Below are 14,040 nucleotides of genomic sequence, written 5' to 3' on the forward strand. Positions count from 1 at the left end.
TGCTGCCCCTAGAATGCGCATCCCGGCTTGATGCCGAGCTTGCGGAAGATCATCGCCGCCGGGCAGAAGCCGGTGAACGCCGACTGCAGCATGTTGAGCCCGACGAAGACCGTCAGCCAGACAAACAGCGGCGAAACCCAGACGGTGAGCACGACGGACAGCAGCACCATGAAGCCTGCGAACGCAAGAACGGAACGGTCAAGTGACATTGTCATCTCCATTTGTATATGATCATATCTAAATATAATAATGCTTCCGCTCACCGCAAGAGGCAATGTCGATTTTGTCGTTCGCGCTGCAGGCCGCTATGCCCCGCCCGTCGCCGTCAAGCCAAAGGCTGGCTGCGCTTGCCGGTTTCGATCAGGCGCCCGGTACGCCCACATCCGCCTCGACCTTGATTTCCTTGAGCTTGTCGATGCCGAGCACCTGCAGCGCCAGGCGCTCATAGAAGGGCTCGGACTTTCCTGACCTGATCTTGTGGAGGAAATACTTCTCGAAACCGACCTTGGCGGTGTGCACCCATTTGCCGGAGGACGACCAGTTGACGTTGCGCGGCGGAATTTGCGGCTGCGCCACGAAGGCGACGCCGGAATCGCCGAAATCGGCGAGGCAGACCGCGTTCCATGTACCCTGTGCGTCGGGTTGCATCCCCTTTACCAGCCGGCCGATGTTGCGGGCCGTCGCCGTGACCATGGATTCGATCATGAAGCCGGTCTTCGGGACGCCCACCGGAACCGGCGTCTTGCCGACCGGCGGAATGGCGACACAGACGCCAACCGCAAATATCTCGGGGAAGGCAGGATTGCGCTGGTGCTTGTCGACGAGGATGAAGCCGCGCGGGTTGGTGAGGCCTTCGATGGCGCGCACCGCCTCCACGCCGCGGAATGCCGGCAGCATCATCGCATAGGCATGCGGCAGTTCGTGCGCCTGCTTGGTCGAACCGTCTTCGGCGATCTCCGACACGAACATCTTGCCCGGCTCGACCTTGTCGACCTTGGCGTTGCAGATCCACTTGATGTGGTGCTGGCGCATCTCGCTCTCGAGCAGGCCCTTGGTGTCGCCGACGCCGTCGAGACCGAGATGGCCGATATAGGGTTCCGAGGTGACGAAGGTCATGGGAACGCGATCGCGCACCTTGGCGTCACGCAGCGCCTTGTCGAGGATGAAGGTGAATTCGTAGGCCGGCCCGAAGCATGAAGCGCCCTGGACCGCACCGATGACGACCGGGCCCGGCTCGGCAACGAGCGCGTCGAAGGCCGCCCTCGCCTTGAGGGCGTGATCGATATGGCAGACCGATTGCGTGTTGTGCTCCGGGCCGAGACCGTCGATCTCGTCGAAGGCGAGTTCGGGGCCTGTCGCGATCACCAGATAGTCGTAAGGGACCCTGCCCCCGTCATTGAGTTCGATGGCGCGCTCGCCCGGATGGATACGCCTGGCTCCTTGCGGATGAAACGCAATGCCGCGGCGCGCCAGAACCGGAGCGAGGTCGACTTCGACCGCCTCCTTCTCCCGCCAGCCGACGGCAACCCAGGGATTGGATGGCACGAACGAGTAGTGGCTGCCGTTGTTGACGACGGAAACCTTATGTTCCTTCGCCAGTTCGTCGCGAAGCTCGTAGGCCATGATGGTGCCTCCCAGTCCGGCACCCAAGACGACTACATGGGTCATGCTCTTTCCTCCTTGTGCGGCGTCGTTTGCAAGGCGACGCCGACCTCCTGTTTCCACGCCGACGGGGTGAAATTGGCCAATCCTGCGCCAATCCGGCCGGCTGCGAATTGACGCGTGTCAAACAAGCCTGCCGCCTGGATCTGCCGTGCGGTATCGATTCATCGGCTTGACAGGCGCCAGCGCCACACTAATATTATTCGTAACTCTTAATATGATAATGTGTTCATATGCGCAATATAAAAATCACTGAATTGGGCGAGATGGCCCGCGAAGCGTCCGAACTGCTCGCGGCGATGGCCAACGAGAAGCGCCTGATGATCCTGTGCCATCTGCTGGAAGGCGAGACGAGCGTCAACGAATTGGCGGAACTGGTCGCGATGAACCAGTCGGCGCTTTCGCAGCAATTGGCGAAGCTGCGGGCGCTGAAGCTGGTCGATACCCGTCGCGACGCCCAGCAGGTTTACTACCGGCTGGCTTCAGTCGACGTCGAGCGTATCCTGCAGACGCTCTACGGCATCTATTGCGATCCGAAGACGAAGACGGCGAAGATCAGGTCACAGCAAGCTCGAACATGATAGCGACGCTGTGAGCGTTCCTACACACCTTGGGAACGCTTTGCGCATCCTGTCGTTGATCGGGTAAAACAGGAGCTTCCATGACTTACACCATCAATCGCAAGTTCGACAGCGCCAGCTTCGATGACGTCGTCGACAGGACCCGCGCGGCGCTGGCGGATCAGGGTTTCGGCGTGCTGACTGAAATCGACGTCAAGGCGACAATGAACAAGAAGCTGGACGTCGACATGGATTCCTATCTCATATTGGGCGCCTGCAATCCGAAGATGGCCCATCAGGCCATTGGGATGGAACCGCGAGTGGGAGCCATGCTGCCCTGCAACGTCATCGTGCGACAAGTCTCGGATGCGGTGGAGGTTAGCGCCATCGATCCCGTGGCTTCCATGGCCGCGATCGACAACCAGGAACTCACCCGCGTCGCGGGCCAGGTCCGCGATATGCTGGCCGAGGCAGTCAAGCGGATCTGAGGCCTGTGCGCCAACTGGGTTCCGACAGCACTATTGGCCAAGCCTCGATCGCGACCTCAAAGGAATACTTTTCTTCGTGTTCGCGCTACGCAGGCAAGGTTTTGCTTGGCTCGCCGGAAAGCATGGAACCGCCGACCAGGCGGGGGAAGGCATGTGTCGGTAAAATCGGTGAGGACTGGCCGAGGTATTTTGGATGGATCTTGTGCCCCTCATCGATGCGGTGGGCGAGCCCGGCACCGCCGTTGCAGGCGGAGCGTTGCTGGGGATAATGTTCGGCTTCCTTGCGCAACGCAGCAGCTTTTGCACCCGATCGGCTGTCCTGGACCTGACGCAAAAGCGCGACGGTGCAGCGCTGGCCACTTGGCTGGCGGGTCTGGCAACAGCATTGCTCGCAGTCCAGCTTTCGCGTTACCACGGACTCGTTGACCTGGCCGAGACGCGGTTTTTCGCCACCCCTCAGAGCCTTTCAGGTGCGGCTGTCGGCGGTCTGCTTTTCGGTGTCGGCATGGTGCTGGCGCGCGGATGTGTATCGCGACTGCTGGTCCTGAGCGCGTCGGGCAACCTTCGCGCCTTCTTCTGCGTCGTCGTTATCGCGGCTGTCGGCCTGGCAACTTACAGCGGATTTCTCGTTCCCGTGCGCGAAGGCGTCAGTGGGATTGTCAACACGGCCGATATCGGCGGAAACGATTTCTTGGCCCATCTTGGGCTTGGTCAGTCCGCGGGAGTAATTGTCGGCGGCGTAGCCTTCTTGGCCGCCCTGGTACTGGCGATGTGGACGAGAACGACGGTTTGGCGGCTAGCCGGCGGAATCGGCGTCGGAGCGACGGTAGCCGCAGGCTGGTATTTCACTTATCAGCTTTCAACACAGGTATTTGAGCCGATCCAGGCAGAAAGCCTCTCCTTCATAAGGCCGCTCGCGACAACCTCTTCGATCTGGTTCGGTAGCGAAACCGGCCTGGGTATGGACCAGGGTCTTGTTTTGGGAGCCGTCCTCGGCGCTTTCCTTGCGTCGGTGTTCGCGCGGCAATTCCGCATCGCCACCTTCTCGGAACCTGGAACTGCGTCCATCCTTCGCTATGCCGCCGGTTCCACACTCATGGGATTCGGTGGCATCCTCGCTGCGGGGTGCACGATCGGCGCGGGATTTACCGGCGGTTCCGTGCTTGCAGTAACCCCGCTCGTTGCGATTGTGTCAATGCTGGTTGCCGCAGCCGTCGCCGACCGAGTTATTGACGGCGGCCGTGAAGCGCGCGAGAGCACACCCTTCGTTCCGGCCGAGTGACGTTTGCTGGCGCCAGGGCCGGTCATTCTATGCCGGCGGCGGGCGCTTCGCTGTCGTCCGTCCCGGCATCCTCCGGCGTCACGTCAAGTACCGCCGCATGCGTGGTGATCTGCGCCTTGCCAGGGACGCAACTCGACATGCAAGGGTCTCTCCTGTTGGCATAGTGCGGCTCTGACAATCGATCGTCCTGGGTAAAATTCGCCTCATTGGGAAGACGCACAGCCGTGAAGTTCTCATTCGAGAGCTCGAACTTGTCGTCTTGCACGACATCGTTCAGGTACAGGACATAAGCAGTAAGCGCGTAGACCTCGTCGTTCGACAACGAGCGTGGGTTGGTGAACGGCATTGCCCGCCGAACATAGTCATAGACCGTCGAAAGATACGGCCAGTAGGAGCCGATTGTTTTCTCCGGCCTGTCGTTCTGCAGCGTGCCTTGGCCGCCGGCAAGAACCGGCCAGCGCCCGACGGCTTCGCCGAAGTCGCCGTGGCAGGACGCGCACTTCTCGTCGAATATCTGTTCGCCCTGGCTCACCGTCCCGTGCCCGACGGGCAGGCCGACGCCGTCAGGACGGACATCGATGTCCCATGCGGCGATTTCGTCCTCGGTCGCCGTGCGGCCGAGCTTTAGGACAACGCCATCGCCAACGGCTTGCGACGGTTGCGCCCCATCGCTCTCGGCCGCTGCCGCGACGGGCTGCCCGGCCGATGAAGAGGACACTTGTTCATTTGGCTGCTTTGCCGGTTCGACCGCCACACCCGGCCGTTGCGCCGGAGCCGGTTCGATGCGTCTGGTGGATGCGGTCTTTTCCTGCGAGGGCGGCTGCGCGGCAGCGGGAGCGGCTTGCGCCTTCTTTTCGGCTCCGTCCTGCGAGAAGGACGCCAGATAGGCGATGACATTCGCCACATCGGCGTCTTGCTTGAGGCCGGCAAAGGCCATCTTGGTACCTTTGACGATCTTTTTTGGGTCGACGAGATAGGGCTTGAGCGTTTCTTCGCTCCAGACAAGGCCCCCCTCGCCCGCCTTCATCATCGCCGGCGAGTACCTAAAACCCTCCGCAGTGCCCGCAGTGCGGCCGATGAGATCGTTCAGATGCGGGCCTGCGCGATGTTTAGCGCCGCTACCGACTGCGTGACATGCTTTGCATTTGGCAAAAACCTTTTCACCAGCAGCCGCATCTTGCGGCGAGGCGGAACCAGCCGATGCCAGAAGGCCAAGCAGGCCGGCGGCGAGAACCTCACGATATTTCGACATTCTCGACCACTCCGTCTTTTCCCACATGCCAGGTCTGGATCCCATTGTTGTGATAGATCGAGTTCGCACCACGCACGGACCGCAGCTCATCCTTGGTGGGCTGGATGAAGCCTTGATCGTCCATCGCGCGCGACTGCAGGAAGAGTTCGGAGCCGTCCCAATCGAACTCATGGTAGAAGCGGTGCAGCGCCTTGGAGAAACTCGGTCCATCGAGACGCGCCGTCTTCCAGTTGCGACCGCCGTCAATTGAGATGTCGACGCGGCTGATAGCGCCAGCTCCCGACCAGGCAAGTCCGGTAAGCACCGTGTGGCCCTTACCGTGCGTGATCGGTGACTGGGGGCTGGGATTGGTGATCACCGATTTCACGTCCATGGCGAAGGTGAAGCGACGTGCCTTTCCGTTCGGCAGGAGATCGGTGTACTTCGACGTCTCTTCGCGCTGCTGCCAGGGCTGATCGCCGACTTCGAGGCGGCGCAGCCATTTGACCCACATATTGCCTTCCCAGCCAGGAACGACGAGACGCAGCGGATAACCCTGTTCCGGCCGAAGCGCCTCACCGTTCATTGCGAATGCGACGATGCAGTCGTCGAGAGCCTTCTCGATCGGAATTGACCGTGTCATCGCCGAGGCGTCGGCGCCTTCCGCGAGGATCCACTTGCCGGCGGTTCGCAGGCCCGCTTCATCAAGCAGATGCTTCAGCCTCACGCCCGTGTGCATCACGCAGTGGAGCATCCCATGCGTGAACTGGACGCCGTTGAGCTGGGCGCCGCGCCATTCCATGCCGGAGTTGGCGGCGCATTCGAGGAAGTAGACACGGTTTTCCCGTGGGAAGCGCTTCAGGTCGGCCATGGTGAAGACCAGCTGTTTCTCAACCAGACCGTTGATCATCAGGCGATGATCGGCCGCATTGATCTCGGCGATACCGCCGTGATGCCGCTCGAAACAAAGGCCGCTGGGTGTGATGATACCGTCAAGCTCGTGAAGCGGTGTGAAGCTGACGGAGGAGATCGCATCGGCGGTGAGCCAGGGAACTGTCTTGCGCACGACGTGCTGCTCGAACTGCGACGGCTGGCCGTACGGTCGCGTGCCTACGCCCTCTCCTGGGAACTGGTTCCACTCCTGAACTTCGGTAATCAGCGGCTCGCCCGCCGCCGCGGCACGACCGCTCGCTGCCGCCCCCGCGATCGCTACCCCGCCCAGCAGGCCGGATGTGAGGAATTGCCTCCGGGACGAGGCTTGAGATTGTGGTCGGTCTGTCATGCGTTCCTCCGCGAACCGCATTGGTAGATATATAGGAATTTTTCTATGTATCAGGGCATGCCCCGGCATGCAACCGGACAGTGCACCTTATTGGCTAGCCGATGATTTCAACGGAACGGTTTTCTTCCAGCCTTACCGCCTTGTGGCTCGTCAGGTAGGTCTCGACGACCTCCCAGATCGGCGGCCCTTCAGTGGCCTCATTCACCGAAGCCCAACCGGCGACGGCATATTCCTTGGCAGAATCGATCGCCTCGCCCGTTTTCAGCAGCGTCATCTTCGAGACACGCGACCCCATGGCGCCTTCGGGATCAATGGCGTAGCCCATGCCGCCGACGCGAACCATGTCGCCACCCTGCTGGTAATAGGGGTCCTTGTTGAACAGGTTGTCAGCAACGTCCTCGAGGATGTCCTTGAGCATCTGCCCCGTCATCGTCGAGCGATAGGCTGCCGGGTAGGTCATCGCGCAGGCGTTGTGCAGATCCTCCACTGTAATCGCCTGTCCCGGCAGCACCGAGGTGCCCCATCTGAAGCCGGGGGAGAGCGCTATGTCGGCTTCCCGCACTTCAAGCAGCGCCTGACAGATCAGGTCATCGAATGTGCCGTTGAAGTTGCCGCGGCGGTAGAGCAGCCCTTCCGTCGTTGCCAGTTCCCGCTTCAGCTCCGCCTCGTAAGGCGCCCGCAGATCGGCCACGAGCCTGGTCATGTCGGCATCGGGCGTGATCACGTCGGAGAATACCGGAATGAGCCGGTGGCGGAAGCCCTTCACCTCACCACCACCGACATCCAGATCAAGCCGTGACAAGAACTTGCCGTGAGAGCCCGAGGCGATCAGCAGCGTCTTACCAACCAGAACCGGCTCGGGAAGTGCGTCGTGTGTATGACCGGTCAGGATGACATCGATCCCGTCAATGCGGGAAGCCATCGCGCGGTCGACATCGAAGCCATTGTGTGACAGCAGGACCACCAGTTCCGCACCTTCGGCGCGAGCCGACTCGACGTTTTTGGCAACATCTTCTTCACGGATGCCGAATGACCAGTTCGGGAACATCCAGCGCGGATTGGCGATGGGCGTATAGGGAAAGGCCTGGCCAAGGACGGCGATCTTCACGCCGCCTTTTTCGAACATTTTGTAGGCATCGAACGCCGGTTCGTTCCATTCGGCATCGTAGATGTTGCCGCCGAGGAACGGAAAGGAAAGCCCCTCAATGATCTCCTGCACCCGGTCGGCGCCATAGGTGAATTCCCAGTGGCCGGTCATGGCGTCGGGTGCGAGCGCGTTGAAGGCATCGACCATGTCCTGGCCTTTGGTCTTGAGCGAGGTATAGCTGCCTTGCCAGGTGTCGCCGCCGTCCAGCAGCAGCATGTTATCGCCGCGCGCGGAGCGGATGCGCTTGATGATCGTCGCGATCCGGTCGAGGCCACCCATCTTGCCGTAGGTCTTGGCAAGGGCGGCAAAATCCTCCGACGTCAGCGCATAAGCGTGGGGCGATCCCGGCTCGATCTTATAGAGCTTGAGGAGGTCGGACCCGCTGACATGTGGCGGCAGGCCCGCTGCCGCGCCAGCGCCCAAATTGATTGATGGCTCGCGGAAATAGACCGGCATCAGTTGCGCATGGATGTCGGTGATGTGGACCAGGGTCACATTGCCGAACGGCTCGAACTCGAGCAGGACGTCTTCGGTCAACGCCTGCTGTGCTGCCGCGCGGGACCATCTGCCGACCAGCCCCGGACCGGTAATTGCCGACAGGGCGGCGGTAGCCATAAGAAATTCGCGACGGGAAAGCATATGCCTACCTCCAATACGCAAGGGTGCCGCCGCGCCTCGGGAGCCGGATCCGAACACCGTTTGGGGTGCAGGCGGTACCCGAAGGCACCGCAAGATTTACTGTCTTACAGCTGGGGTCTCGACGGACAGGCCGGTGCCGCGCCAGGTGACATAGACTTCCAGTGCCATCAGCTCATCTGAAAAGGCCTTCGGCATTTCAGCGCGGGTATCTCGGATACAGCCGCGGAACCGGTTGTGTAGCGAGACCATGCCGCCCGTATTGAAGCGGTAGGTCGGAAAGCCGTTGGCCTGTCCCTGGCTCAGATGATCGGCGCGAATGTACTTGCCCATGCTCGCCTCGTGGCAAGACGAGCACGAGAAATTCAGCTGGCCAGTTCGGTTGTAGTAATTGTCCTTGCCCTTGTTGAACCAACTTTGCATCTCGCCTGAGGCGAGGTCGAGCTTCACCGGCTGGCCCAACGACTGATGCTTGATGTATGTGGCAAGCGCTACCTGCTCGGGCGCATCGAACTTATAGGGCTCGGCGCCCATGTTCTTGACCCGGCATTTGTCGATCTGCAGCTCGACATTGATCGGCTTCTTGGAGTCCGGATCCCATTTCGGAAAGCTCGCTCCGACCGACTTCATGCTTTCGGCAGCATCATTGTGGCAGGATGCGCAGGACTTGCCCGCCGACCCTTCGACGGTATTCCAGATCTCCTCACCCTGCTCCACGGCAAGCATGCCGGGGTTGGCAAAGGAATCCGCCTCGGTGGCGCGTGTTTCGGCTTCGCGGAAGAGCCAGCCAGACATCACCTCCTCGAAGGGGTGCCCTTCCGGCGCAGGCGCCCTGGTGATCATCTCCTGGTCGTCTATCACCAGCTTGTCGTCGACGGGGTCCGCCGCCGCGGTCAAGGCAGAACCGGAAATCACCGCCACGGCTGCCAAAGCCGCCAAAACAATTCTTTTCAAGACCTGCCTCCTCCCACCTTTATTGCGGAATCGGTGGCGCTCCCCCGCCAGCTCCGATCACTTCACTTCGATCTTCTGCTCGTCGGTGTAGGTCGAGCCATCGTCGTCCACCCAGGTGAACTTGAACGTCCCGCTCTCCGGCACCTTGGCGCTGAACTCGAAATAGGGGTTGGCCGAGATCGCCGGATCGATATCGCAAGAAAACACCGGCTGGCCGTTGAACTCGCAGCTGAACCTGTTGATGATCTTGCGCGCAATGACGTTGCCGTCCTTATCCTTGCGCTGGCCAGACTCCATTTCGTGGCTGATCAGCGTCTTGATGACGACCGTCTCGCCGGCACTTGCCGTCTTTGGAACTTTGACGCGTGGCTTAGATGTTGCCATGTTCTTACACTCCTCGTGACCTCAGCCGCCGCAGCCGCCGATGGTGACCTTGACTTCCTTCTTGTCCATGAACACCGAACCGTCCGCCATCTTGGCGACGGCGATCACATTCTGCGTCTTGGCAAGGCGCATGCGGGTGGTGGCAGCCGCGGTCCCGCTCAGTGCGGTAAAATTGAACGTTGCGACTTCCGGGTTGGGATTTCCGTCGGCAAGGATAAGAACCGACTGAACCATGTCATCACCGGTCATGGCGCTCTCCACCTCGACCGTGATGGGAACAGTGTTGCCGTTCTCGGCGATTTCCGGTGCGGTCAGGGAGATCTTGCCGGACGCGGGCGCCTTGCCGCCGGTGAAATCCATGATCTTTTTCTCGGTATCTTCCGCAGCGGCGGCCGCAGGGCCTGGGCCAAGTCCCGCCATTGCGATCAACGCGGCGCTGCCGGTCAACACAAGAGCCTGTCTTCTATCGAGTTTCATCGATGTCTCCTAAACTTAGCCGGAGCTATTCCTTGAGTGTCGCCAGGTAGGCGACGACGTCCTCGACCTGCTGCGCGGTCAGGATGGGCCTGCCCACCAGATCCTTGCGTACATTGTCGCCTGTTTCCAGCGAGTAGAACCCGGGCATGACGGTCTGCTCGCCGAAAACCTTCTTTGAATCCGCGACGATGGCCCTGAGTTCTTCCATCTTCCAGCGGCTCGCTGCGCCATCGAGGGCCGGCGCCACGTTTCCGTGGAACTGCTCCTTGCTGAGCGACTTGACGCCATGGCAGGCAAGGCAATTGCCAAGGCCCCGGTTGACGAACACCTTGACCCCTTCGTCGGGGTTGCCCGGCGCATCGGTGAGCGAGGCCGCAACCATGCTGTCTTCGAACTTAACCTGATCCGGCGCCACTTCGGCGGCCTCGGCGGCCCAACCGAAACAGACCGCCGTGACCAAGGTCGCCACCCCTGTCAGCCTCATGCTGCGTTTCCTCCACTTCATTCGGCCGATCAGCCGGCCGCCTCCGAAAGCACTGTTACTCACAGTTTCGCTCGCGATCAATCGAAAAATATGATTTTTTGAATATGTCGCGATGCACAACGCGATTCATTCTGCATCCAGGCGCCCCGCAGCCTGCATCTTCTGAATGACGCGGGCGTGATAGGTCTGAAAATGCTCATCTTTTTGGTAGCCCTTCTCGTGCACCCAGCGGAACATGTTGAGAAAGGTCCATTTGCCGAAGGCGCCTGGCATCGTGGCGACGGCGGCGTCGCGAACGCTTACGTGCTGCGGCGCTTGTTCCGGCAGGAACACGATCGTCGGCGTGAAGACGTACCCCCATTTGCGTGCGGCAGTCTTTTCCGTGAGCATTTCGCCGTCGAGATCGGTGACGTCCTCGTCGCCGAACATGTTGTATTGGACAAGCTTGAAATTCGCCTTGATGAAGTCGCGCACCTCGGGATCGGCGAGGAGCTTCTCATGCATGTCGCGGCAGTAGATGCACCCGCGCTGCTCGAAGATAATGACGAGGCGCTTGCCCTCCTCCTTTGCGGCGACAATGTCCTCGGCGACGTCGCGGAACGTGATCGAAAACCAGTCCTCCTTGTGAAGGCCGTCGTCGCCCATTTCCGCGGCGCCGGCCACCGAGTTCCAGCCAAGCACCAGAAACAGAAGCACGATCCTCAGCATTTTGTCCTCCTACCCTACCGATTGGAACGCTGGAAATGTCTCGAGCAGCCAATAGGCCATCGTCGACATCTGTCCTGTCATGAACAGCACGCCGGTAACGACCAATAGCGCTCCCATCGCCATCTCGACCTTGCGCATGTGCCGCTTGAGCCTGGCGGCCCAGTTCAGGAAACGGCTGGCAAACAGCGCGGCCAGCAGGAACGGAAGCCCGATTCCAGATGAGTAGAGGGCGAGCAAAAGGGCGCCTTGCGCCGCCGTTCCTTCCGATCCAGCCACGAAAAGGATTGCCGCCAGCACGGGTCCAGCGCAAGGGGTCCAGCCGAAAGCGAAGGCTAGTCCGATGACGTAGGCGCCCAGGAATCCCGCTGGCCTGCGGACAATCCGCACCCGCGCCTCGCGATAGAGCAGCGCGAGGCGGAAAACCCCAAGGAAATGCAGCCCCATAAGTATGATGATGGCCCCGGCGATTACCGACAGCACGTCAAAATACTGTGCGATCGCCCGGCCGATGACGCTCGCTGTCGCGCCAAGGGCGACAAAAACCGTGCTGAAACCGAGCACGAAGGTCAGCGCGGCGAAAACGACACGCTGGCGCTGAGCCGCGTTGGGCTGTTGCGCGCGAAGCTGCTCGAAGCTGACACCTGCCAGCCAGGCAAGATAGGGGGGAACGATCGGCAGCACGCAGGGCGATACGAAGGACAAAAGCCCCGCCAGGAACGCGCCGCCGAGACTGATATCCAGCATATTCGAGCCCACCACCGCTGCCGTTGACAGGGCGCCATCGTCCGGCCACCGCCCCGCTGGTAATATTCAGATTTTTATATATATTGCAAATGATGGATTGGAGATCGAACATGGCGCGCATTGTCGCGGCCGCGATCGGCGCCATGGCGCTGGCGCAAGTGACTGCCAGGGCCGAGGCCGCCGAGTTGCTGATGATGGAGCAGCCGGGCTGCGTCTGGTGTGCCCGTTTCGATGCCGAAATTGCGCCGGCGTGGGCAAAGACGGCCGAAGGGCGCCGAGCGCCGCTTCGCCGCGTGGACATTACCGAACCGTGGCCGCAGGATCTGGCGGGCATTCGGAAGGAACGGTTCACGCCGACCTTCGTGCTGCTTCATGAAGGTGCGGAAGTCGGCAGGCTGCGCGGCTATGTAGGCGATGTGTTTTTCTGGTATCGTGTCGGCGAACTTCTCGCCAATCTGCCGCAAGAGAATACGAATTGATTTTCAGATGATGCTTCCAAAACTCGGCGAAAGCCAATCGCCTGCCGATTTCAACGAGCTGCTGGAGCAGGCCCGCAAGGCAAGCGATCTGCTCAAGGCGTTGTCGCATGAGAGCCGCCTTCTTATCCTTTGCCTGCTGGCGGAAGGTGAGCGATCCGTCTCGGAGCTCGAGGACATCATGCGCATGCCGCAGGCGACGGTGTCGCAGCAACTCGCCAGGCTTCGGTTGGACGGTCTGGTGAACACGCGCCGCGACGGTCGCGCCATTTATTACTCGATCGCGAGCCGTGAAGTGGCTTCGGTCATCGGGGCGCTTTATGATCTGTTTTGCGCTCCGGTGAGGAGTCCGGAGCAACGCGGCGATCGCGCCGCTTCGGTTAGCGGCGTGGAGTAGCTGGAAGGCTGTTGCGCCAGGGAGGAGACAATGGAACTGGCGACCTCGCCATGGTTCTTGCCGTTCGCCGGCCTCGCCGCCGGGGCGGTGATGGGCTATTTCGCGCGGCGGGAGCATTTCTGCACCATGTCGGCGCTGGAACGCCACTGGTATGCGGGCGATAGTGCCGGCCTGCGCACCTGGGTTTTGGCCGCGGCAGTGGCCCTTGCCCTGACGCAGATCCTGGCTGCCGCCGGTTACGCCGATATCGGCGCGAGTTTCTATCTCACGTCGGACTTCGTCTGGACCGGCTACGTACTCGGTGGGCTCGCCTTCGGCTTTGGCATGGCATTGGTCGGCACATGCGGCTTTGGTGCGCTTGTCCGCACCGGAGGCGGAAGTCTGCGCTCGATTGTGGTGCTCTCGATGCTCGGTGTATCGGCGCTGGCGGCGCAGAAGGGTCTGATCGCGCAAGCGCGGGTGCCGGTCGTCGACAGCCTCGGCATCGACATGTCGGGGATTGGTGGCCAGTCGCTTGCATCAATCGCCTCCGCCGCCGTGGGAGCCGACGTCCGTTGGCTCGTAGTGTTGTTGGTCGCACTGGGCATGCTCTGGTGGGTCTTCCGCGACGGCGGGTATCGATCGAAATGGGGCAGTATCGCGGTCGGCACGATCATCGGCGCAGCGATTGCATTCGGCTGGGCTGCCACAACCTATGCCGCGCGTCACGCCTTCGAGCCCGTGCAAATCGAGGCCGGTTCCTTCGTCGTGCCGGTCGCCGACACCATCCTCCAGCTCATTACCTTCACCGGCGAATTCCCCGATTACGGTGTCGGACTTGTGGTCGGCGTGGTTGTTGGAGCAGCAGCCTGTGCCTTTGGACGAAAGGATGTGCGCTGGGAGGCCTGCGACGACGCGCGGGAATTGGGCCGTCATCTGGCCGGAGGATTTCTCATGGGTGTGGGCGGCGTTTTCGCGATGGGCTGCACCATTGGGCAGGGCGTGAGCGCCGTCTCGGCGTTGGCGATCTCGGCTCCGGTGGTTCTGGTTTCGATTGGAATTGGCGCGCGGATGGGGCTTGCCTACCTGATAGAGGGCTCGCCCTTTGCTGCCTTCCGGGAATTCAGGCGCGAGCCCGCCGAGTAGCGT

The 14,040-nt window shown here is 61.2% G+C and carries 17 protein-coding genes; 6 read left to right on the forward strand and 11 right to left on the reverse strand.

Annotated elements, in window-relative coordinates; translation table 11 throughout:
* Positions 1–8: 8 nt before the first annotated feature.
* Positions 9–209, reverse strand: coding sequence for a YgaP family membrane protein (locus AC0NID_RS27485; protein WP_126040209.1), 201 nt, complete (start codon positions 207–209; stop codon positions 9–11).
* A 151-nt stretch (positions 210–360) separates the two neighbouring features.
* On the reverse strand, positions 361–1,668 hold the full coding sequence (locus AC0NID_RS27490) for an NAD(P)/FAD-dependent oxidoreductase (RefSeq protein WP_473459155.1): 1,308 nt from the start codon (positions 1,666–1,668) through the stop codon (positions 361–363).
* 227 nt (positions 1,669–1,895) lie between these two features.
* Here AC0NID_RS27490 and AC0NID_RS27495 point away from each other — a divergent pair, with 227 nt between their 5' ends.
* The 3 genes from AC0NID_RS27495 to AC0NID_RS27505 all read left to right on the forward strand — a co-directional run bounded on the left by AC0NID_RS27495 (position 1,896) and on the right by AC0NID_RS27505 (position 3,992).
* The gene (locus tag AC0NID_RS27495) at positions 1,896–2,243 is read left to right on the forward strand and encodes an ArsR/SmtB family transcription factor (protein ID WP_473459153.1); all 348 of its coding nucleotides are present in this window, start codon (positions 1,896–1,898) and stop codon (positions 2,241–2,243) included.
* Between the two features lie 80 nt (positions 2,244–2,323).
* Positions 2,324–2,710 (forward strand): DUF302 domain-containing protein, encoded by a 387-nt coding sequence (locus AC0NID_RS27500; RefSeq protein WP_473459151.1) that lies wholly within the window; start codon positions 2,324–2,326, stop codon positions 2,708–2,710.
* A gap of 193 nt (positions 2,711–2,903) precedes the next feature.
* A complete protein-coding gene (locus AC0NID_RS27505) occupies positions 2,904–3,992 on the forward strand; it encodes a YeeE/YedE family protein (RefSeq protein ID WP_473459149.1) in 1,089 nt (362 codons plus the stop codon).
* A 22-nt stretch (positions 3,993–4,014) separates the two neighbouring features.
* On the opposite strand, the gene AC0NID_RS27510 is transcribed toward AC0NID_RS27505, so the two are convergent.
* The 9 genes from AC0NID_RS27510 to AC0NID_RS27550 form a co-directional block, all read right to left on the reverse strand.
* Entirely contained in the window at positions 4,015–5,244 is a 1,230-nt protein-coding gene (locus tag AC0NID_RS27510) for a c-type cytochrome (protein WP_473459147.1), read from the reverse strand.
* Complete coding sequence (soxC, locus tag AC0NID_RS27515) at positions 5,228–6,505, reverse strand: sulfite dehydrogenase (RefSeq protein ID WP_473459145.1); 1,278 nt, start codon at positions 6,503–6,505, stop codon at positions 5,228–5,230. The genes AC0NID_RS27510 and soxC overlap by 17 nt, the downstream gene beginning before the upstream one ends.
* A 94-nt stretch (positions 6,506–6,599) precedes the next feature.
* Positions 6,600–8,291: a thiosulfohydrolase SoxB gene (gene soxB / locus AC0NID_RS27520; RefSeq protein WP_473459143.1), complete on the reverse strand. Its 1,692-nt coding sequence runs from the start codon at positions 8,289–8,291 to the stop codon at positions 6,600–6,602.
* A gap of 96 nt (positions 8,292–8,387) precedes the next feature.
* Positions 8,388–9,233, reverse strand: a complete 846-nt coding sequence (gene soxA, locus AC0NID_RS27525; protein ID WP_473459200.1) for a sulfur oxidation c-type cytochrome SoxA — start codon at positions 9,231–9,233, stop codon at positions 8,388–8,390.
* A 66-nt stretch (positions 9,234–9,299) separates the two neighbouring features.
* Entirely contained in the window at positions 9,300–9,626 is a 327-nt protein-coding gene (soxZ, locus tag AC0NID_RS27530) for a thiosulfate oxidation carrier complex protein SoxZ (protein WP_473459141.1), read from the reverse strand.
* A gap of 21 nt (positions 9,627–9,647) precedes the next feature.
* Positions 9,648–10,103 carry a thiosulfate oxidation carrier protein SoxY gene (gene soxY / locus AC0NID_RS27535; RefSeq protein WP_473459139.1) on the reverse strand — a complete coding sequence of 152 codons (456 nt, stop codon included), beginning with the start codon at positions 10,101–10,103 and terminating at the stop codon, positions 9,648–9,650.
* Positions 10,104–10,128: 25 nt separating this feature from the next.
* Positions 10,129–10,587 (reverse strand): sulfur oxidation c-type cytochrome SoxX, encoded by a 459-nt coding sequence (soxX, locus tag AC0NID_RS27540; RefSeq protein ID WP_473459137.1) that lies wholly within the window; start codon positions 10,585–10,587, stop codon positions 10,129–10,131.
* Between the two features lie 126 nt (positions 10,588–10,713).
* Positions 10,714–11,295 carry a thioredoxin family protein gene (locus AC0NID_RS27545; RefSeq protein WP_473459135.1) on the reverse strand — a complete coding sequence of 194 codons (582 nt, stop codon included), beginning with the start codon at positions 11,293–11,295 and terminating at the stop codon, positions 10,714–10,716.
* 9 nt (positions 11,296–11,304) lie between these two features.
* Positions 11,305–12,039, reverse strand: a complete 735-nt coding sequence (locus tag AC0NID_RS27550; protein ID WP_473459133.1) for a cytochrome c biogenesis CcdA family protein — start codon at positions 12,037–12,039, stop codon at positions 11,305–11,307.
* 110 nt (positions 12,040–12,149) lie between these two features.
* Here AC0NID_RS27550 and AC0NID_RS27555 point away from each other — a divergent pair, with 110 nt between their 5' ends.
* From AC0NID_RS27555 to AC0NID_RS27565, 3 genes are read left to right on the forward strand one after another with little or no spacing between them, the layout of a single operon-like run.
* Entirely contained in the window at positions 12,150–12,518 is a 369-nt protein-coding gene (locus AC0NID_RS27555; protein WP_473459131.1) for a thioredoxin domain-containing protein, read from the forward strand.
* A gap of 7 nt (positions 12,519–12,525) precedes the next feature.
* Positions 12,526–12,912 (forward strand): ArsR/SmtB family transcription factor, encoded by a 387-nt coding sequence (locus tag AC0NID_RS27560; RefSeq protein ID WP_473459129.1) that lies wholly within the window; start codon positions 12,526–12,528, stop codon positions 12,910–12,912.
* 30 nt (positions 12,913–12,942) lie between these two features.
* Positions 12,943–14,037 carry a YeeE/YedE family protein gene (locus AC0NID_RS27565; protein ID WP_473459127.1) on the forward strand — a complete coding sequence of 365 codons (1,095 nt, stop codon included), beginning with the start codon at positions 12,943–12,945 and terminating at the stop codon, positions 14,035–14,037.
* The last annotated feature ends 3 nt before the right edge of the window (positions 14,038–14,040 follow it).

Source organism: Mesorhizobium sp. WSM4821, assembly GCF_055901555.1.

Excerpts from the sequence above, each read along its gene's own strand:
- AC0NID_RS27485 (WP_126040209.1), bottom strand. The coding sequence starts at position 209 with ATGTCACTTGACCGTTCCGTTCTTGCGTTCGCAGGCTTCATGGTGCTG.
- AC0NID_RS27490 (WP_473459155.1), bottom strand. The coding sequence starts at position 1,668 with ATGACCCATGTAGTCGTCTTGGGTGCCGGACTGGGAGGCACCATCATG.
- AC0NID_RS27495 (WP_473459153.1), top strand. The coding sequence starts at position 1,896 with ATGCGCAATATAAAAATCACTGAATTGGGCGAGATGGCCCGCGAAGCG.
- AC0NID_RS27500 (WP_473459151.1), top strand. The coding sequence starts at position 2,324 with ATGACTTACACCATCAATCGCAAGTTCGACAGCGCCAGCTTCGATGAC.
- AC0NID_RS27505 (WP_473459149.1), top strand. The coding sequence starts at position 2,904 with ATGGATCTTGTGCCCCTCATCGATGCGGTGGGCGAGCCCGGCACCGCC.
- AC0NID_RS27510 (WP_473459147.1), bottom strand. The coding sequence starts at position 5,244 with ATGTCGAAATATCGTGAGGTTCTCGCCGCCGGCCTGCTTGGCCTTCTG.
- soxC (WP_473459145.1), bottom strand. The coding sequence starts at position 6,505 with ATGACAGACCGACCACAATCTCAAGCCTCGTCCCGGAGGCAATTCCTC.
- soxB (WP_473459143.1), bottom strand. The coding sequence starts at position 8,291 with ATGCTTTCCCGTCGCGAATTTCTTATGGCTACCGCCGCCCTGTCGGCA.
- soxZ (WP_473459141.1), bottom strand. The coding sequence starts at position 9,626 with ATGGCAACATCTAAGCCACGCGTCAAAGTTCCAAAGACGGCAAGTGCC.
- soxY (WP_473459139.1), bottom strand. The coding sequence starts at position 10,103 with ATGAAACTCGATAGAAGACAGGCTCTTGTGTTGACCGGCAGCGCCGCG.
- soxX (WP_473459137.1), bottom strand. The coding sequence starts at position 10,587 with ATGAGGCTGACAGGGGTGGCGACCTTGGTCACGGCGGTCTGTTTCGGT.
- AC0NID_RS27545 (WP_473459135.1), bottom strand. The coding sequence starts at position 11,295 with ATGCTGAGGATCGTGCTTCTGTTTCTGGTGCTTGGCTGGAACTCGGTG.
- AC0NID_RS27550 (WP_473459133.1), bottom strand. The coding sequence starts at position 12,039 with ATGCTGGATATCAGTCTCGGCGGCGCGTTCCTGGCGGGGCTTTTGTCC.
- AC0NID_RS27555 (WP_473459131.1), top strand. The coding sequence starts at position 12,150 with ATGGCGCGCATTGTCGCGGCCGCGATCGGCGCCATGGCGCTGGCGCAA.
- AC0NID_RS27560 (WP_473459129.1), top strand. The coding sequence starts at position 12,526 with ATGATGCTTCCAAAACTCGGCGAAAGCCAATCGCCTGCCGATTTCAAC.
- AC0NID_RS27565 (WP_473459127.1), top strand. The coding sequence starts at position 12,943 with ATGGAACTGGCGACCTCGCCATGGTTCTTGCCGTTCGCCGGCCTCGCC.